Here is an 18,126-nt window from a genome sequence, read left to right as displayed (position 1 = left end):
GAACGGGTGCCGCGGCACACGTTCTTTTTTCATGGTCGTTTTAGCGTCAAGACGACGAGTTCTGGATGATTGAACAGACGAAACGGAAACAGGCTGTTCCCGAGACCGCGACTGACAATCAGTTCCGTCTGCTGTTCCTGATAGCGACCTGCCGTCACCGCTGGAAAGAATCCTTGACCAGGGGCATACAGACCTTCCGTAAACGGCAGGCGGATCTGTCCGCCGTGGGCGTGACCGGATAAGACGAGATCAACGGAACGCTCGGCATACAAGGATTTATATTCCGGACGATGGGCAAGCAAAAGTTGAAATGCATCAGGCGACACGTCTTGCAATGCTTGATCGAGACTTTGACGAATCCCATCCGGTTCTGATAGCCCTTCGCGCCACCGTGTCGTCGTCGGGTCATCGATACCGAGTAACGAAATCGATTGACCTTGGTATTCGATGACACGTGATTGATTTCGGAGAACGGTGACACCTAGTTGTTCAAGCTTTGGCAAAATCGTTAGATTGAGTCGAACCTCATGATTCCCGGTGACGAAGTAGACCGGGTATCGATCGACGAGCGCTTTCATGAGTGTAAGGGCAGCTTCTTCACCGTTTCGCCTCGAGTCAATCAAATCGCCAGTCATGACAACGAGATCCGGCTTTTCGCGATCAATTTTCTTCAGTAGTCGTTCTTGTTCATTCCCGAACGCCTTGCCATGTAAATCTGCTACTTGGACGACACGATAACCATCAAATGCTTCCGGTAAGCGATTTGACGTAACCGTCACCTGTGAGACATCAATGATGTTATTTTCACGATATAAAAACCAGCTTCCTAATGCGAGGACGCTGAGGGATACTAACCAGCGTGTACGTTTTCGCATGAGCCACCTCATTTCTTTCTACTTTGCATAATTCAGGATAACAAAAAAGACCTCCTTCCGTATGCGACGGAAGGAGGAATTCAAAACGATTTAGGCATCTTGTTTTAAGTCTGTGACTTCTTTTTGCGCATCGGGTTCTTCCGATAAATCTTTGAACAGGGCGATGACCATCATTCCGACGACGAAGATGAACGGGAAGGCGGCTAGAACAGCTGCTGCCTGTAGGGCACTCAATCCTCCGGCATAAAGTAAGACGGCGGCGATTGAAGACTGGATGATACCCCAAGCAAGCTTGATGCGTAAGCTTGGCATGAGACTACCACCAGACGATAGCATACCGAGAACATATGTCGCGGAGTCAGCCGAAGTAATGAAGAACGTCGTAATCAAGAAGACAGCGACGATGCTAAGGAACGTGCCTAAGCCACCGAATGTTTCAAATAGAGCAAACATACCAGTTTCGACTCCTTTATCGTTGACCGTCGAGATCAGATCGACATTTTGGAACAATTCGTTCCAAATCGCTGATCCACCGAAGACAGAGAACCAAAGGAGACCAAAGATCGTTGGGACGAGCATAATCCCGATGACGAACTCACGAATCGTCCGTCCTTTCGAGACACGGGCGATGAACGTACCGACGAATGGTGACCAGGAAATCCACCATGCCCAGTAGAAGATCGTCCAATCGTTGATCCAGCCTCGTTCGTCTGGATTAAAGGCAGATGCCCGGAAACTCATGACCGGTAAGTTTTGCAAATAAGCACCTGTTGTTTGCACGAAGAGGTCCATGATGAAACTGAACGGTCCGAGGAACAGGACGCCGATCATCAACAGAACGGCGAGGACGATGTTGGCGTTACTGAGACGAACGATTCCTTTATCGAGTCCGGATGCCGCACTCATCATGTAAAGGACAGACACAACGACAATGATGATCATTTGTGTCAGGAAGGAGTTAGGAATACTACTCGTTAGGAAGTTCAATCCACCTGAGATTTGTTGTGCACCGAGACCGAGCGACGTCGCGACACCAAATGCTGTTGCGACGATGGCGAGTACTTCGACGGTACCTTTACCGGCAGAAGCATACCGAGGCTTCATCAATGAAGCGACAGTGTCACCAATCGTAGCTGGACGTCCTTTTCGGAATGTCGAGTAAGCGATAGCAAGCGCGACGATCGCGTATAATGCCCAAGGATGTAATCCCCAGTGGAAGAATGAATAGCGCATCGCGAGGCGTGCTGCTTCCGTTGGATCATCTGTTGCGACTGGCGGTGTATGAAAGTGCGTCAATGGCTCTGAGACACCCCAGAAGACAAGCCCGATTCCCATACCAGCACTGAAGAGCATAGCAAACCAAGAAATGAGACCATATTCAGGACGGTCCGAATCCTTACCGAGTCGAATCGAACCGAAGCGGGAAAAGATTAAAAAGATAGCAATGATTAAAAAAGCACTCATGCCGAGAAGATATAGCCAGCCAAATCCGTTAGAAACAAAGGATTGTGCTTTAGCTGTGACATTTCCGAGACTAGCTGCACCGATTAGGGATTCCGGTAAGATTCCCCATATGGTAAAGAGCACACAGAAAATGACGGATACCATAAAGACTTTTGTGATCTTACTTTTTCGATTATTTTCCATCGTGTTCAACACCTTCTTTCGAATTTTACATAGTTGTTCTGTATCAAATGATGGCAACGACATTATCATTACCCCGTCGATCCGATAACAAAACCTAATCACGCAGGGTACTACCGTAACAAACATTTGTGTGGAAAAGCAAATCGACCGGGAAATGAGAATAAAGAGATCAATGTTTTTCATGGAAGGATAAGCAAAAAAGATTGCAATCAAGCGTTTTTAAAATAATGTGGAAATAAAAAAAGGAAAACGTTAATACTATTATTTCCCGTTTCGTCTTAAAACTAACGTAAAGCTTGATGTGAGCAAATCAGAGGCGGTCTGAAATCAGATTTGATATAACAAAAGCAGTCATCATTTTGAAGGAGGCATTTCCAATGGAAAAACAACAACAAAAACAAGCGATTCTCGAAGCATTTCAATCTCGTCATGCGACCAAGACATTTAATGGTCAAATGATCCCAGAAGACGATTTTCGGTTCATTTTAGAAACGGCGCGTCTGTCACCGAGCTCGTTCGGATATGAGCCATGGAATATGCTCGTCATTCAAAATCCAGAAATCCGAGACGCATTAAAAGAAATCTCTTGGGGCGCACAAGGACAATTGCCGACAGCGAGTCACTTCGTCTTGTTCCTCGCCCGGACAGGAGAACAAATGCAGGCAAATGGTCCACATGTCACGCAGATGATGGATTTCCTTGGTCTATCCGAAGAAGCAAAGGCCGGACGGACGAAGCGTTATGGTCTGTTTTTAGAGGAGGATTTCGCGATTAGTGATAACCCAAAAGCGATGGAAGACTGGGCAGCAAAACAAGCCTATATCGCACTCGGAAACATGATGTCGACGGCAGCACAAATCGGTATCGATTCATGTCCAATCGAAGGATTCGACCAGCAAGCCGTCGAGCAATTACTCGTCGATCGTGGACTGCTCGATCGTTCTGTTTTCACGGTGCCGGTCATGGTCGCATTCGGTTACCGGGCAGACGAACCAAAACGTGATAAGCAACGTCGTCCACTTGATGAAATCGTGACGTTCGTCGAGTAAAGACAGAAGACAAAAATTTTCGAATTATATAGAAGTTTCTTTCGAAATTCGGTATACTCGCATTTGTATGATTAAGAAGCGCCGTAAACGCCACTCGCATACGAACAACTTTTGTCTTGATGAAAGAAAGGGGTTCTATCGCAAATGGAACAAAAATTAAAGTTATGGTTCACGGAACACCAAACGGAAGATTACGGTATCACATTCCGTGTCAACCACGTTTATGAGAGCGAACAAACGGAGTTTCAACGCCTAGAGATGGTTGAAACGGACGAGTTCGGTACGATGTTGTTACTTGACGGAATGGTCATGACGACAGATAAGGACGAGTTCGTTTACCACGAGATGGTCGCGCACGTCCCATTGTTCACACACCCGAATCCAAAATCGGTTCTGGTCGTTGGTGGAGGAGACGGCGGAGTCATCCGTGAAGTCTTGAAACACCCGTCCGTTGAAAAAGCAGTCCTAGTTGAGATCGACGGAAAAGTCATCGAGTATTCGAAAAAATACCTCCCGAACATCGCAGGTGGATTGGACGATGCACGCGTCGAAGTCATCGTTGGGGATGGATTCATGCATATCGCAGAAGCAGAAAACGAGTATGATGTCATCATGGTCGATTCGACAGAACCGGTTGGTCCAGCTGTCAACTTGTTCACGAAGGGCTTCTACTCTGGTATCTCAAAAGCACTAAAAGAAGACGGTATTTTCGTCGCACAATCGGATAACCCATGGTTCACACCAGACTTGATCCGTGATGTTCAACGTGACGTCAAAGAAATCTTCCCGATCACGAAGCTCTACATCGCTAACGTGCCAACTTACCCAAGTGGTCTTTGGACGTTCACGATCGGATCAAAGAAACACGATCCGCTTGCTGTTGCACCAGAGCGTTTTCACGAGATCGACACGAAGTATTACACGCCTGAGCTTCACACGGCAGCTTTCGCACTTCCGAAATTCGTTAAAGATTTGACGAACGGCTGAGCTCAGTCACTATAGCACACATGAACAGAGCGGTTTCGATCTTCGAAATCGCTCTGTTGTCAGGTAAACAGACGTTTGTATCAGCAAACGGCAAATGAACAGGGGGAATGGATCATGCGTTTTGATGAAGCATATTCAGGAAAAGTCTTTATTGCGAGTCAACCGACTCACGAAGATGCAAAAGGAATTTTATACGGCATGCCGATGGACTGGACGGTCAGTTTCCGTCCGGGTTCACGATTTGGTCCGGCACGTATCCGTGAAGTATCTCTTGGTTTAGAAGAATATAGCCCGTACTTAGATGGTGACATCGCCGACGCGAAGTTGTTTGACGCGGGAGATATCCCGTTACCATTCGGGAATGCTCAAAAATCACTTGATATGATTGAAGAATACGTCGATTCGTTACTGACAGCAGGCAAGTTCCCGCTCGGTATGGGTGGCGAACATTTAGTCACGTGGCCAGTCGTCAAAGCGTTCGATAAACACTACGATGATTTCGTCGTGCTTCACTTTGATGCGCATACGGACTTACGCGATGAGTATGAAGGAGAGCCATTGTCGCACTCGACGCCACTTAAGAAAATCGCAAACTTGATCGGACCAGAGAACTGCTATTCATTCGGAATTCGTTCAGGTATGAAAGAAGAGTTCGAATGGGCGAAAACGTCAGGCTACAACCTCTTCAAATACGAGATCGTCGAGCCGCTTCGTCAAGTTCTTCCGACACTTGCCGGTAAAAAGGTCTATGTCACGATCGATATCGATGTTCTCGATCCGTCAGCAGCACCAGGGACAGGTACACAAGAAATCGGTGGAGTGACAACGAAGGAACTACTTGAAGTCGTTCATATGATCGCACGAGCAGACGTCGACGTCATCGGCGCGGATTTGGTAGAAGTATGCCCAGCGTACGATCAATCCGACATGACAGCGATCGCGGCAGCGAAAGTATTACGCGAAATGATGATTGGATTCATTAAATGAAAAAGCAAAAGAGACCGGACGTGATGTCGGTCTCTTTTGTTTTGTTTAGAGGAAGAATTGAATGATCCCGAACGCACCGAATCCGATGATTAGACTGGCAGACGTCCACTGGATGATACGTAAAGTGGGTGTCGCAAGCTGGTGCTTGAGCAGGTGTGTGATGTTCGCCAAGATGACCCACCAAGTGGCAGAACCGAGAAAAATACCGATTAGAAACAAAAAGGCATCCTGTCCGTTCGTCATCGTCAATTTAAATCGTGCGAACAACGCCAGGAATAGCGTGATCGTCATGGGGTTCAAGAACGTCAGGAGTAAGACGGATAGATAGCTACTTAACCGTGACGAGGCTGTATCGGAAATTGAGGCGATCGAAGAAGCTTGAAACATCGACCAGCCGATGTAACACAAAAACAGACTGCCGATCAGTTGCATCCAGGATGCTTGGGTGAGTAAAGATTGGACGAGTGAAAAACCAGATAAGGCAAGCAATCCATAAGTAAAGTCTGCCGTTGCGGCTCCGAGTCCGGAAACAATTCCGGAAATTCGTCCATGTCGAAGAGTTCGTTGCATGCATAAGAGGCCAATCGGACCGACGGGGGCGGCTAAGGCAAACCCGATTCCAAAACCAGTCGTAAACATCAGTCCACCTCGGGTAACGGAAAATGAAGCGACTCCTTTTCCGTTCGCATGATGATCGTCGTTTTCGTCCGCAGGATACCTGCTAATTCTTTGATGTGGTAGGTGATGATTTCATCAAGTTGTTCTGTATCCCGACAACGGATTTTAAGTAGGTAATCATCGTCCCCGGCGACGTGATGGCATTCCAGTACATACTCAAGTTCTTGAATCCGTTTTAGAAATGGCGCTCGATGTTCCGGTCGCTCGAGTGAAACAGCGACGAATGCAGCAAGACGATAGTCAAAGGAGGAGGGGTCTAGAACCGTCGTCAACTGACGGATGATACCTTGCTCTTGTAAGCGTGCGACGCGCTCTGCAACAGCCGGTGCCGATAAGCCGATGTGTTGTGCAAGTGTTGACCATTTCATCCGGGCATCCCTTTTCAAAAAAGTAATAATTTTTAAATCGTAGGAATCCATAGGTTTTAACCTTCTTTTCTATTGTTATTTAAGATATTTTATTTCGAAAAGAAAGAAAAAGTCAATGTGTTTGTAGAACAAGTTCATAGCACACTGAAATCTTTACACATTTACGGCAGTATCTTAAGTTTAAGATGTCACCACGAAGGAAATGTTCTGAAGTGTAAGAATATTGGTTTGAGAGCGATGTACATTTGACAATCAGAAAGGTGGAAAAAAGATGAAGAAACTCTTATCGTTTGTGACCGCTACGTTGCTGTTTGCACTATTCGTGCTACCAGTAGGCGCAGCAGATGACGCAATGGTTCGTGTCATTCATGCTTCACCAGATGCTCCGGCAGTCGATATCGCGGTCGATGGCAAAAAAGCGGTATCAGGAGCAAAATTCAAAGATGTCACAGATTATCTCACACTACCAGCTGGCGAACATAAAGTAGAAGTATTCGCTGCAGGAACTACGAAAGATCCTGTGCTCTCTCAAACACTCAACGTAGAAGCTGGTAAATTCTATTCGGTCGCAGCAATCGGCAAATTAGCTGATATCAAACTCGCGGTCATGGAAGACAATGGTAAAGGCGAAGATGGAAAATCAATGGTTCGTGTCGCACACTTTGCACCAGATGCGCCAGCTGTTGATGTCGCACCAAAAGGTGGAGACCCACTCTTCAGTAACCTTGAATTCTCAAAAGTCTCTGACTACGGTACACTCGATGCAGGTACGTATGACCTTGAAGTCCGTCCTGCAGGCGCAACGGATGTCGTCAAAGCACTGGATGGTGTCAAACTCGACAGTGGCAAAAACTATACAGCACTCGCAATCGGCTTACTTGAAGGCGAACCAGCATTTGAAGTCCTCTTGATCCCAGACGGTGGTGAAATGGCATCAATGCCAGAAACAGGACTTGGTGGTTCATCTGATACGGCTTCTGCTACACCATGGGCAGTCGCAGCAGCAGCTGCCTTGTTAGTAGGAACAGCGTATGTCGTCCGTCGTAAACAAAACGCTTAAGAGTAGTCTTCTTCTCTTACTCGTATTAGCCGGATGTCAATCGGGATCACCTCCAGATGCTACAAAGCCGGAAAAACCAAAACAAACCGAAACAACGACGTCTTCTTCGTCCACGCCATCCGAAAAGGTGGACGAAGAGGCGTTCATACCAACGCGTATTACAATTCCGACGCTCGATGTGAAAGCGAACATCGAAGTCGTCGGGAAGGATAAACAAGGACGGATGGATGTTCCGAAACAGACCGATCAGGTCGCTTGGTATAAATACGGAGCAAAAGCCGGACAAACCGGAAATGTCGTGCTAGCCGGACATTTGGATGATCAAGAAGGTCCCGCTGTTTTTTATGATTTAGCCAAGATGAAAAAAGGGCAACGGATTGAAGTGACGGGAAAAACAGGACAACAGGTATCGTACGTGGTGACGAACGTCATGTCCTATCCTGTCGATGAAGCACCTGTCGGATCAATCTTCGGTGCAACCGTCATGAATAAACTGACGCTCATTTCATGTATAGGTACGTTTTCAGAATCAAAAGGATACGATCAGCGTCTTGTCGTCACAGCAGAACAAGACGAGTAAAGTAAAATAGGCAATTCTTATTTCGGTTAAAACCGAGAATAAGAATTGCCTATTTTTTAATGTGTTTCGGAAGCAGCGACAAGATCCGTCGTCAGTGTCGTCAAGCCTTGTGTCGTCTTACTGAGACCTTGGATCGTCTCGACGATTTGCCCGAGGTTTTCTTTGTTGCGTCCAAACAAGGTGAGGGAATTCTCCATTTCACTCTTAACGGTTTGAATTCCTTGTTTAACTTGTTGCAATTCTTGCTGAGATGCGGTGTTGGCACGTGTAATGTCTTCCATCTGAGAAACGAGTTGTGTGATATTACCATTGTTCTTTTGAATCAGACCGTTGATACTGCTACTCAACGATTTCGCATTCTCGGCAAGGTTTCGAACTTCCGTCGCGACGACAGCAAATCCTTTACCGTGTTCACCGGCACGTGCTGCTTCAATCGAAGCATTCAACGCGAGTAAGTTCGTCTGATTGGCGATCGCTTCGATGCTTTGCGTCATCTGGACGATCTCATCCGATGTCGTCTTCAATTCATGGATGCTTTCAAGCGAAGTACCAACTTGTTGTGTCGATTGAGCGAATTGTTGCTCCATCTGTTGCATCTGTCGTTCGTTAGCAATCGTCATTTGAACGAGTTGCTGGCTTGTCTGCTCCGTCTGAGCTGTTTCTGCTAATACTTGTGAAGCACGTCGGCTCGTCTCGATGATGGCATGATCCGTGTGCTCAACTGAGCTTGCGACTTCTTGACTGACACGAACGACGTCCGTCAAAAGTTGACGGCGTGACTCGTTCGCCGTCGTCACTTCATTCAAGCGAGAATCGACGTACTGGCTCGTCACGATCTGAGCGTCTAAGTTCATTGCGTGAGTCAATGCAAGCACAGCTGTTGTCAGTTGTGCTGGGTCATGCTGATAGTGTTCGACGATTTTTGGAATCAACAACGTCTGAAACGCAGCATACGAAGCGATGAACCAAGTGACGGGAACGAAGTTGTGTTTATGTGTCTGTCCCATTCGCGTACGCATCGCGAGGAATGACTCGTTCATATTTCCTGTCAGTAGACTCGTGAAGTAGTCAGCAAAGACTTTCTTCAGTCGTTCGCGTGTCGACGATTGTTTTGCGATGGTTGCCATCTCAGGATTTAATAGAAGATGATCGAGGACCTGTTCAAGAACCTCATCTAAGATGCCTTGAACGACAGGTGCCATCGATTTAAGTGTCTGTAGCTGTTCTTCTGTATACCCCATGTATACGAGACGGGATGTGAGATCAGGATCTGCCGTCTTCGTAATGAGACGGGAATCAGGAAAGCCGATGGTAGCTTGATAAGCCGAAGTAGTCTTACTTTTAAAAGGATTACGCACGTAGTTGCCTCCAATACTCAAGATGTGAATAAAATGATGTCTGTTTCTTATCGGTTCATCTTGCCGAAGCGATACTGGTTTTCGAAAAAAAAGACAAAAATATTGAAAAACATTGACCGGAAACAAAAAAACTCATGGCAAGCGCCATGAGGAGAATGGAAAAAGAACAGGATTAGACTGGTTGGTCTTCCTGAAATGCTTTTTTGGCGTCCACGATCGAGCGCATTCGTTGAACGCAAGCTTGAACGAATTGAATGTCAATGGAGGTGAAACGGGTGACAGGTCCACGAGCTGACTCGGCACTGAATGTGAAGGTTCCGAGATTCCAAAGTTCGATTTTAAATCGTTTTCCTTTGTTGTCGTCGAAGTGTTCTACGAATTCGATTTTCGGTACCATACGAACCCCTCCTTACTCCGTACATTCCCGCTTTTCAAAAAATAAAAAAGCCAAACTGCGTGTTAGAAGCAGTTTGGCATGAAAATTTAAGCAGTCGGTACATCGTAGCCGATTTCTTCGATCGCATCGACGAGACGTTCACGAGGAACATCCTCGTGCTGGACTGTAACCTGGTTTTGTTCGAGTGAGACAGTAGCATGTTGTACACCTTCGACTTCAGATAAAGCTGATTCGACACTTGCTTTACAGTGATTGCATGTCATACCGATAACAGATAATGTTGTTTCTTTCATGATGATGTTCCTCCTTCAGATAGTGGGGTACGTTTTAATCGTAACGCATTCGTCACGACAGAGACAGAGCTGAATGCCATCGCGGCACCCGCAAGCCATGGGGCAAGCAGACCGAGAAAGGCGACCGGAATACCAATCGTGTTATAACCGAGTGCAAAGACGAGATTTTGACGAATGTTTTTCATCGTCTGCTCACTCAGCTCGATCGCAAGTAAAACTTGTTTTAAGTCGTGTCCAAGTAGCGTCACGTCGGCTGCTTCAAGGGCAACGTCCGTTCCGCTACCGAGCGCGATGCCGACATCTGCTGTTACGAGAGCAGGGGCATCATTGATACCGTCTCCGACCATCGCGACACGTTTCGTTTGTTGAAGTGACTGAATGACATCTGCCTTTTCAATCGGCAAAACGTCAGCAAAGACGAACGCTGGATCCAGTCCCAGTTCTGTTGCTAAATGATCAGCGACTTCACGACGATCACCGGTCAAGAGATATACTTCTTTTGTCTCGCGCAACCGCTTGATCGTTTCTTTCGCTGAATCTTTTAGCGCGTCACGGATGGCGTATCCGGCTGCAACTTCTCCATCGACAGCGACGTATACGAGAGTCGCTCCAGGTGATGTCCAATCAGGAAGAACGATGTTTCGTTCCTGCATCATTCGCGCCGATCCGACGATGAGATCATGTTCCATGATTTGTCCCGTGATCCCACGTCCTGATTCGACGTGGAACCGTTCGATATCAAAGACGACATCCCGTTCTGCTGTGATGGCGCGAGCAAGAGGGTGTTCCGATTGCCGTTCAAGCGCAGCAGCGAAATCGAGCGCTGTCTCCGTACCGAACGTTTCGACGACGACAGGGCGACCGACTGTCAGTGTTCCGGTCTTATCAAAGACGACAGCATCGACATGTTGAAGATTCTCGAGTTGAGCGCCCCCTTTAAAGAGAATCCCTCGTTCAGCCCCTTTTCCAGTTCCGACCATGATCGAAGTCGGTGTCGCAAGTCCGAGTGCACATGGACAAGCGATGACGAGCACCGCGATGGCAGGACGAATCGCTTCCGCAAAGGATCCACTGATCATCCACCAAGCGGCTAACGTCAGAAGCGCGATGGCAACGACGATCGGCACGAACACACCAGAAATCCGATCGGCTTGTCGTTGAATCGGTGCCTTTTCAGTCTGCGCATGTTCGACGACACGAATGATTTGTGAAAGAACCGTCGCTTGTCCGATCTTTGTCGCTTCGACTTGTAAAGATCCGTTCGTATTCAGCGTACCACCAATGACGGATGCCCCAACCGTTTTATGAACAGGCGCAGATTCACCGGTCAACATCGATTCATCGAGATACGCGTCGCCTGAGCGAATGATACCATCTGTCGGAATTTTATTCCCAGGTTTTACGAGTAAGATCATCCCGGTTTGAATTGCATCGATGGAGACCGTTCGTTCCTGTCCGTCCTCTAAGATGACGGCTTCCTTTGCTTGTAGGGAGAGCAGGCTTTTAATTGCTCCCGTCGTCTGTTGTTTCGCACGGTCTTCGAGGACTTTCCCGAGTAAGACGAGTGTAATCAGAATCGCACTCGTCTCAAAGTAGAGATGCGGCATATCAGAGACGAGTAGCATTTCAGCAACGGAATAAAAGTAGGCTGCCGATGTTCCGAGTGCAACGAGGACATCCATGTTGGCACTCCCACTCCGTAAACTTTTATAAGCCCCACTATAGAAGGGCGCTCCGATGATGAATTGCACCGGTGTCGCTAAAGCAAACTGTAGCCACGGATTCATTAAGAATGGAAGGTGGAACGGACTGTTCGGAATATGCGTCAGCATGCTCGCGAGCAACGGTAACGATAGAATAGCCGCGATGATAAAGCGATATAGCATCCGGCGATTCGATTTTGTTGCGTGTGGTGCTTGTTTGACCGTTGCCCCGTAGCCGATTTTTCGGATTTTTTCGATGATCGCTTGATCGTCATAGGCATCAGAAATCGAAACACGAGCGGTTTCAAGCGGCAAGTTGACCGTGGCTTCGACCCCGTCCATCCGGTTGAGGACTTTTTCAATCCGGGCAGAACAGGCGGCGCATGTCATGCCTTCAATATCAAACTCAATCGTTTTTGACATCAGAAAACCCTCCTTACTTTTTCAATCGAGCGATGACCGCCATCAATTCATCGACGTAAGCGTCCGTACTGTCTTGACGGGTGGCGACTTCATGCATGCACATCTTAACGTGGCGTTCGATGATTTGTAGTTCGACTTGCCGCAAAGCTGCTTGGATTGATGCCGTTTGCGTCAAAATGTCGATACAATACCGATCTTCAGCGACCATATTAGCAATCCCGCGGACTTGTCCTTCGATGCGCTTCAATCGTTTCATCAACGCATCTTGTTCTTCGTTCGTTCGTGGAACGACAGGATGATCGTGTGCCATAGTCGTACCTCCTTTAATGATCTTGTTGGTATCTTTACTGTAACATATAGGTATGGGGGGTACCAGTATTTAGCTTAAGAAATAAAAAACAGTCGCGAGAGGCGACTGCTTTTGTACTTATTGATTGGAAACTTGTGGTTTGACGATCGTTTCGTTTAATGAACGTTGATCGCTAATGATGTCTTCAGCTTGTGTCGCCCGTTTAATGAAGAAAGCAAGGACGAATGCTAGACCAGCAATGAACGTCGAGATGAAGAACGCATAGTTGATTCCGTCAAGCGTCGCTTGCATCGTGATCTGTTGTTTCAGAGCAGCAGCCGCTTCAGCTGTCGGTTGACTCGTCATGTTCTTCGCCGCTTCAGACGCGAGTTCTGTTCCACGTGTCTTCGCATGCGTCGACATGATCGTTACAAGCAACGCGGTTCCGATCGCACCGGATACTTGTTGCAGCGTATTGTTCATCGCTGTTCCGTGTGGATAGTAGCGCGTTGGTAACTGGTTCAAACCGTTCGTCGAGACTGGCATCATGACCATTGACATCCCGAACATCCGTAACGAATACAGGACGATCAGATGCGTATACGTCGTATCCATCTCAAGCTGACTGAAGTAGTAACTGGTAACGACTGTGATGAACAAACCAGTCAACGCAAGAGGACGTCCACCGATCTTATCAAACAGTTTCCCGTTGATTGGTGACATGACGGCCATCAAGATGGCACCCGGTAATAGCATGAGACCCGCATCAAGTGGTGAGATACCGCGAATCGTCTGGACATAGATCGGAAGCAATAACATGCCCGAGAACATCGCCATCGTGACGACCATCGAGATGGCAGAAGACAAGGCGAACATCGGGTAACGATAAATCTTGAAGTTGAGCATCGGACGTTCCATATGGAGCTGACGGTAAATGAATGTTACGAGTGCGATGACTCCGACAATCAGCGCACCGTAGACGTGGAAGCTGTCCCAACCTTTAGAGCCAGCTGAGCTGAATCCATACAGTAAGCCACCGAAACCAAGTGACGAAAGTGCCACGGAAGCGAGATCGATCCGAGTGGCAGACCGTTCCTTGACGTCACGAAGTAAGAAGAAACCAGCGACGAGTACAATCAAGGCGATTGGTGTGATGAAGTGGAATAACATCCGCCAATCGTAGTGCTCGATGATCCAACCAGACAACGTCGGTCCGATCGCTGGCGCCCCCATCATGATCAATCCGAAGAAGCCCATCGCAGTCCCACGTTTTTCAATCGGGAAACTGACGAGCATGACGTTCATCAGTAACGGCATCATGATCGCAGAACCAGATGCTTGAATCATCCGTCCTGCAAGCAAGACAGGGAAGACTTCTGCGAAGCCGGCAAGAATCGTTCCAGCCGAGAAGAGGGTCATCGCGAGTAAGAAGAGGCGACGAACCGAATATTTTTGAATCAAGAACGCAGATGTCGGAATCAAGACACCGTTGACGAGCATGAAACCAGTCGACAGCCATTGAGCAGTCGATGGTTCAATCGCAAGATCCTTCATGATCGAAGGAAGGGCGATGTTGAGCAATGTATTATTTAAGAAAGCAATGAATGCCCCGATCATCAAAACGGCGAGAATGCCGTAAGGAGCTCGAGCTGTGTGAGTTGCACTTTGTTGCATAAGTATCCTCCTAACTAAACTAACGGTACATATTTCTATACGGTCGTTCTATCTGTAGTTTATCTTAATCCGATTTAGTTCGAATTACAAATAATAATAGCTAAGAAAGATAATTTTATTTTTTATGTAAGATTGAAAGCGTTTTTCTAGTAGGCTAAACGAGGAGAGAAGCATTTTGTACACTCGACATCGCTTCCTAGGATAACGATTCAAGGTAAACAAAAAAGCACAATCCTTCTCGTGAAAGAAAAATTGCGCTTTGTCTTCAGTATGAAACAGCCGGAGGCTTGTTTCATAGCTAGCATTACTGGACGTTCGTTTCGAGTGCATCTTTCGTGATGTCGTAATGCGAGGCTGTCCAGACCGATTTACCGTCTTGAATGAACAAGACTTGTGGTGACTCGTGCCGAACGCTGTAATGTTCGGCGATGTGATTCGATAAGGTCCGAGCTTCTTGGACGAAAAGATACGCTGTTGGAACAGACGTTTCATCTGCAAATTTCGTATACTCCGAGAATCCTGCGGCACTAATCGGACATGTCGTGCTGTGTTTGCAAATCACGAACGCGTTGTGTTCGGACGCAAATTGATCAAAATCAGAAATGGATTGCAGCTTACGTGGTTGTGTCATGTATATCACCCTCCATACGTCCGGAGACGTTCACTTAACTTTAGATTTTCCCGGTAATCGACCGGACAGTCAATCAAAACGGGTCCATCACTTGCAAATGCTTGGTCAAGACAATGTGCGAGGGAGCCATGTTCACCGACACGGAGACCGAGTGCGCCGAAAGCATGAGCCAGTTGAACGAGGTCTGGATTGTCAAACGTGATGTAAGACGAACGCCCAAACGCTTGTTGTTGTTTCCATTCAATCAGTCCATAGGTACCGTCACGCCAAATCAATACGACGAGCGGCAGCTTCAGACGAACGGCGGTTTCAAGATCTTGTCCATTCATCAAAAAGGCACCATCTCCAGCGGCACAGACGATTCGCCGGTCCGGATATAACAGCTTGGCTGCGAGCGCACTCGATAAACCATAGCCCATCGAAGCAAATCCGTTGGAAATGAATAACTGATCCGGACGTGTCGTTTGATAATGGCGTGCGAGCCAGACTTTGTGTGCACCAACGTCCGAGAAGACCATGCCATCCTCCCCGACAGTTCGTTCGAGTTCACGAACGATACTTTGAGGATGTAAAGGCAAGGCAAGCGAGTACGTTTCTTGAATCTCGTCGCGTAACTTATCGCGATCTTGTTGCCAGTCGTTCCAAGCACGCTCGGGCAGTAAAGGAGTCAATACAGTCAGCATATCGACGAGTGGTCCGACTACGTTCGCGACGACCGGATAATAGGCATCGATTTCGTGAGGATTTGTATCCAAATGGACGATCGGTGTCTTTTTTGGGTTCCATTTTTGGGGTGGTAACTCCGTAATATCGTAGCCCACCGTAATGATGAGGTCACTCGCATCGAGAATCCGCTGGTTGTAATCGACGTCTGGTAAACCGATCGTGTGTGCAGCGAGCGGATGGTGTGAAGAAATCGCTCCTTTTCCCATCATCGTCTCGACGACGGGAGCTTGGAGCTTTTCGACGAATGCTCGAAACGCATCGAGTGCTTGCTGCCGATGGATGCCAAATCCAGCAATGATGACCGGACGTTTTGCGCGCTCAATCAGACGTAAGGCATCGGGATCATCAATCGTCAAGGAATGGAGATGTGTTGGCGTGCTATCTTGTTGCAAGGGTGTCGCTGCTTGATCACGTTCTTGTTTTGCGATGTCTTCTGGAAAAGAGATATGGGTTGCCCCTGGTTTTTCGCTTTTTGCTGTCGCAAAGGCACGTCGAACGATTTCTGGAATGACCTCCGCTGACAGAACGGACGTACTGGACTTCGTGACAGGACGATAGAGGTCTACGAGATCAAACATTTGATGTGATGCTTTATGTTGCCGTGCTGTCGCTCCTTGACCTGTGATCGCGACGACAGGGGAATGATCCATCGTCGCACTTGCAATACCGGTCATCATATTGGTCGCACCGGGACCAAGTGTTGATAGGCAGACACCCGGTCGCCCACTCAGGCGACCGAACATCGCTGCCATGAACGCAGCATTCGTTTCGTGACGTGTCGTGATGAACGTGATCGACGAACGACTGAGTGATTCGAGTAATGTGATGTTTTCCTCACCGGGAACACCAAAGATATGCGTGACGCCCTCTGCCTCTAAACATTGGACGAACCAATCCGCCGCGTTCACGCTAGTCCACCGATTGAAATGTACTTCGTCTCGAGATAGGCTTCGAGTCCTTCACTACCACCTTCGCGTCCGAGACCGGATTGTTTCATTCCACCAAATGGTGCTTGCGCAGCAGAAGGAACACCATCATTCCAGCCGACGATTCCGTAATCAAGCCCTTCGATCGCGCGAATCGCACGGGCGTAATCCTTCGTAAAGACATACGAAGCGAGACCGAATGGTGTCTGGTTGGCGTAACGAACCGCTTCCTCATCAGAACTGACACGCTGGACGGGAGCAACAGGTCCGAACGTCTCCTCGTTCATGATCAGCATGCCAGGTTTTACGTCCGCGAGAACGGTTGCTTCATAATAATAGACATCGTTCTCCTCATCCGTCGTTCCTGTTCCGCCCGTGACGACTCGTGCACCAGCGGATGTCGCATCATCAACATGTTTTTTGACTTTATCGTAACCCGCTTTATTGATCATCGGTCCAATCTTCGTCTCAGCATCAAGACCATTTCCGGTCTTCAGCTTCGCTGTCTCTTGCCCGAGTTTTTCAACGAACGCATCATAGATCGAGTCGGATACGTAAATCCGGTTTCCGCAGACGCACGTTTGACCGCCATTACGGAATTTCGACTTAATCGTCTCAGCGACAGCTAAATCGAGATCACAGTCATCAAAGACGAGAATCGGTGCATGTCCGCCAAGTTCAAGCGACATCGCTTTGATCGTCTCTGCTCCTTGAGCCATCAGCGTCCGTCCAACTTCGGTTGAACCAGTGAAAGTGATCTTATCGACATGTGGATGTGTCGCGAGTGATTCACCAAGCGCTTTCCCGCTACCTGTAACGGCATTGACGACGCCTTCTGGAATCCCGACTTCTTGACAAAGTTCAAGAAGACGAAGCGCGGTAAGCGGAGTCGCTGTTGGTGGTTTGATGACGAACGTACATCCGGCGACGAGTGCCGGAGCAAGCTTTCGGGTAATCATGGCAGCCGGGAAATTCCATGGTGTGATCGCAGCAACGACACCGACCGGCTGTTTGATGACTTGAAGTCGTTTAGAAGCATCATGTGTTGGAATGACACGTCCATAAGCGCGTTTTCCTTCCTCTGCAAACCATTTGACGAAGTTTGCGGCATACTGCACTTCACCTTCTGACTCAGCGAGCGGTTTCCCCATTTCAAGCGTCATCAGGCGAGCCAGTTCATCTTTTTTCTCAATCATCTTCGCATATAACTTCTCGAGAAGTTCGGCACGTTCGTAGACTGTCCGCTTCGACCAGTCAGGAAATGCCTTCCGTGCTGCTTCTACTGCGTCGTTGACGTCTGATTTTGTTCCGTTTGGTACACTACCGACGACTTCTCCAGTTGCTGGATTCGTAACATCCGTCCGTTCTCGTCCGTGATCTAGCCATTGCCCACCAATAAAGAATTGTCCCTTCATCCTGAAAATCCCCCTTTTTTACATGCATTGGTAAGGGTATACCCGAACGAAGAAAAAAAG

General features: G+C 47.8%; 18 protein-coding genes. 5 read left to right on the top strand and 13 right to left on the bottom strand.

The genetic code is table 11. The features are described from left to right. Nucleotides 1–29: 29 nt before the first annotated feature. Together N179_RS09385 and N179_RS09380 are read right to left on the bottom strand one after the other, a co-directional pair. Nucleotides 30–875: a metallophosphoesterase gene (locus N179_RS09385; protein ID WP_075642762.1), complete on the bottom strand. Its 846-nt coding sequence runs from the start codon at nt 873–875 to the stop codon at nt 30–32. 90 nt (nt 876–965) lie between these two features. After that, entirely contained in the window at nt 966–2,522 is a 1,557-nt protein-coding gene (locus tag N179_RS09380; RefSeq protein ID WP_035399263.1) for a BCCT family transporter, read from the bottom strand. A gap of 377 nt (nt 2,523–2,899) precedes the next feature. Here N179_RS09380 and N179_RS09375 point away from each other — a divergent pair, with 377 nt between their 5' ends. The 3 genes from N179_RS09375 to speB all read left to right on the top strand — a co-directional run bounded on the left by N179_RS09375 (nt 2,900) and on the right by speB (nt 5,545). Next, entirely contained in the window at nt 2,900–3,571 is a 672-nt protein-coding gene (locus N179_RS09375) for an NAD(P)H-dependent oxidoreductase (RefSeq protein WP_075642761.1), read from the top strand. A 144-nt stretch (nt 3,572–3,715) separates the two neighbouring features. Next, entirely contained in the window at nt 3,716–4,558 is an 843-nt protein-coding gene (speE, locus tag N179_RS09370) for a polyamine aminopropyltransferase (protein ID WP_023466799.1), read from the top strand. A 114-nt stretch (nt 4,559–4,672) separates the two neighbouring features. Further along, nucleotides 4,673–5,545, top strand: a complete 873-nt coding sequence (gene speB, locus N179_RS09365) for an agmatinase (protein WP_023466800.1) — start codon at nt 4,673–4,675, stop codon at nt 5,543–5,545. A gap of 45 nt (nt 5,546–5,590) precedes the next feature. Here speB and N179_RS09360 read toward each other — a convergent pair whose 3' ends face one another. Continuing rightward, entirely contained in the window at nt 5,591–6,184 is a 594-nt protein-coding gene (locus N179_RS09360) for a LysE family translocator (protein WP_075642760.1), read from the bottom strand. Further along, nucleotides 6,184–6,642 (bottom strand): Lrp/AsnC family transcriptional regulator, encoded by a 459-nt coding sequence (locus N179_RS09355; RefSeq protein WP_023466803.1) that lies wholly within the window; start codon nt 6,640–6,642, stop codon nt 6,184–6,186. The genes N179_RS09360 and N179_RS09355 overlap by 1 nt, the downstream gene beginning before the upstream one ends. A 220-nt stretch (nt 6,643–6,862) precedes the next feature. On the opposite strand from N179_RS09355, the gene N179_RS09350 reads away from it, so the two are divergent. Both N179_RS09350 and N179_RS09345 read left to right on the top strand, forming a co-directional pair. After that, complete coding sequence (locus tag N179_RS09350; protein ID WP_023466804.1) at nt 6,863–7,651, top strand: DUF4397 domain-containing protein; 789 nt, start codon at nt 6,863–6,865, stop codon at nt 7,649–7,651. Beyond that, nucleotides 7,623–8,231 (top strand): class F sortase, encoded by a 609-nt coding sequence (locus N179_RS09345; protein ID WP_035399163.1) that lies wholly within the window; start codon nt 7,623–7,625, stop codon nt 8,229–8,231. The genes N179_RS09350 and N179_RS09345 overlap by 29 nt, the downstream gene beginning before the upstream one ends. 56 nt (nt 8,232–8,287) lie before the next feature. On the opposite strand, the gene N179_RS09340 is transcribed toward N179_RS09345, so the two are convergent. The 9 genes from N179_RS09340 to N179_RS09300 all read right to left on the bottom strand — a co-directional run bounded on the left by N179_RS09340 (nt 8,288) and on the right by N179_RS09300 (nt 18,066). Further along, nucleotides 8,288–9,589 (bottom strand): globin-coupled sensor protein, encoded by a 1,302-nt coding sequence (locus tag N179_RS09340; protein ID WP_023466806.1) that lies wholly within the window; start codon nt 9,587–9,589, stop codon nt 8,288–8,290. Nucleotides 9,590–9,761: 172 nt separating this feature from the next. Then, complete coding sequence (locus tag N179_RS09335; RefSeq protein WP_023466807.1) at nt 9,762–9,986, bottom strand: hypothetical protein; 225 nt, start codon at nt 9,984–9,986, stop codon at nt 9,762–9,764. Nucleotides 9,987–10,072: 86 nt separating this feature from the next. Continuing rightward, on the bottom strand, nt 10,073–10,279 hold the full coding sequence (locus N179_RS09330; protein ID WP_023466808.1) for a heavy-metal-associated domain-containing protein: 207 nt from the start codon (nt 10,277–10,279) through the stop codon (nt 10,073–10,075). Beyond that, nucleotides 10,276–12,405 (bottom strand): heavy metal translocating P-type ATPase, encoded by a 2,130-nt coding sequence (locus tag N179_RS09325; protein ID WP_075642759.1) that lies wholly within the window; start codon nt 12,403–12,405, stop codon nt 10,276–10,278. Before N179_RS09325 ends, N179_RS09330 begins: the two co-directional genes overlap by 4 nt. A gap of 13 nt (nt 12,406–12,418) precedes the next feature. Then, nucleotides 12,419–12,715: a metal-sensitive transcriptional regulator gene (locus N179_RS09320; protein ID WP_075642758.1), complete on the bottom strand. Its 297-nt coding sequence runs from the start codon at nt 12,713–12,715 to the stop codon at nt 12,419–12,421. Between the two features lie 117 nt (nt 12,716–12,832). Then, nucleotides 12,833–14,368, bottom strand: a complete 1,536-nt coding sequence (locus N179_RS09315) for a DHA2 family efflux MFS transporter permease subunit (protein WP_058265487.1) — start codon at nt 14,366–14,368, stop codon at nt 12,833–12,835. Nucleotides 14,369–14,672: 304 nt separating this feature from the next. Continuing rightward, nucleotides 14,673–14,999: a bacillithiol system redox-active protein YtxJ gene (gene ytxJ / locus N179_RS09310; RefSeq protein ID WP_023466812.1), complete on the bottom strand. Its 327-nt coding sequence runs from the start codon at nt 14,997–14,999 to the stop codon at nt 14,673–14,675. 5 nt (nt 15,000–15,004) lie between these two features. Then, on the bottom strand, nt 15,005–16,633 hold the full coding sequence (locus N179_RS09305) for an acetolactate synthase large subunit (protein WP_075642757.1): 1,629 nt from the start codon (nt 16,631–16,633) through the stop codon (nt 15,005–15,007). Next, complete coding sequence (locus N179_RS09300) at nt 16,630–18,066, bottom strand: NAD-dependent succinate-semialdehyde dehydrogenase (RefSeq protein WP_023466816.1); 1,437 nt, start codon at nt 18,064–18,066, stop codon at nt 16,630–16,632. The genes N179_RS09305 and N179_RS09300 overlap by 4 nt, the downstream gene beginning before the upstream one ends. Between the last annotated feature and the right edge of the window lie 60 nt (nt 18,067–18,126).

The sequence above is a fragment of the Exiguobacterium indicum HHS 31 genome (genome assembly GCF_001939065.1).
GTDB classification, from domain to species: domain Bacteria; phylum Bacillota; class Bacilli; order Exiguobacteriales; family Exiguobacteriaceae; genus Exiguobacterium_A; species Exiguobacterium_A indicum.
This window is presented reverse-complemented; position numbering and strand designations above follow the sequence as displayed.

Coding starts and splice junctions, on each gene's coding strand:
- N179_RS09385 (WP_075642762.1), bottom strand. CDS start 875: ATGCGAAAACGTACACGCTGGTTAGTATCCCTCAGCGTCCTCGCATTA.
- N179_RS09315 (WP_058265487.1), bottom strand. CDS start 14,368: ATGCAACAAAGTGCAACTCACACAGCTCGAGCTCCTTACGGCATTCTC.
- speB (WP_023466800.1), top strand. CDS start 4,673: ATGCGTTTTGATGAAGCATATTCAGGAAAAGTCTTTATTGCGAGTCAA.
- N179_RS09375 (WP_075642761.1), top strand. CDS start 2,900: ATGGAAAAACAACAACAAAAACAAGCGATTCTCGAAGCATTTCAATCT.
- N179_RS09330 (WP_023466808.1), bottom strand. CDS start 10,279: ATGAAAGAAACAACATTATCTGTTATCGGTATGACATGCAATCACTGT.
- N179_RS09320 (WP_075642758.1), bottom strand. CDS start 12,715: ATGGCACACGATCATCCTGTCGTTCCACGAACGAACGAAGAACAAGAT.
- N179_RS09325 (WP_075642759.1), bottom strand. CDS start 12,405: ATGTCAAAAACGATTGAGTTTGATATTGAAGGCATGACATGCGCCGCC.
- speE (WP_023466799.1), top strand. CDS start 3,716: ATGGAACAAAAATTAAAGTTATGGTTCACGGAACACCAAACGGAAGAT.
- N179_RS09335 (WP_023466807.1), bottom strand. CDS start 9,986: ATGGTACCGAAAATCGAATTCGTAGAACACTTCGACGACAACAAAGGA.
- N179_RS09300 (WP_023466816.1), bottom strand. CDS start 18,066: ATGAAGGGACAATTCTTTATTGGTGGGCAATGGCTAGATCACGGACGA.
- N179_RS09360 (WP_075642760.1), bottom strand. CDS start 6,184: ATGTTTACGACTGGTTTTGGAATCGGGTTTGCCTTAGCCGCCCCCGTC.
- N179_RS09380 (WP_035399263.1), bottom strand. CDS start 2,522: ATGGAAAATAATCGAAAAAGTAAGATCACAAAAGTCTTTATGGTATCC.
- N179_RS09355 (WP_023466803.1), bottom strand. CDS start 6,642: ATGGATTCCTACGATTTAAAAATTATTACTTTTTTGAAAAGGGATGCC.
- ytxJ (WP_023466812.1), bottom strand. CDS start 14,999: ATGACACAACCACGTAAGCTGCAATCCATTTCTGATTTTGATCAATTT.
- N179_RS09350 (WP_023466804.1), top strand. CDS start 6,863: ATGAAGAAACTCTTATCGTTTGTGACCGCTACGTTGCTGTTTGCACTA.
- N179_RS09345 (WP_035399163.1), top strand. CDS start 7,623: ATGTCGTCCGTCGTAAACAAAACGCTTAAGAGTAGTCTTCTTCTCTTA.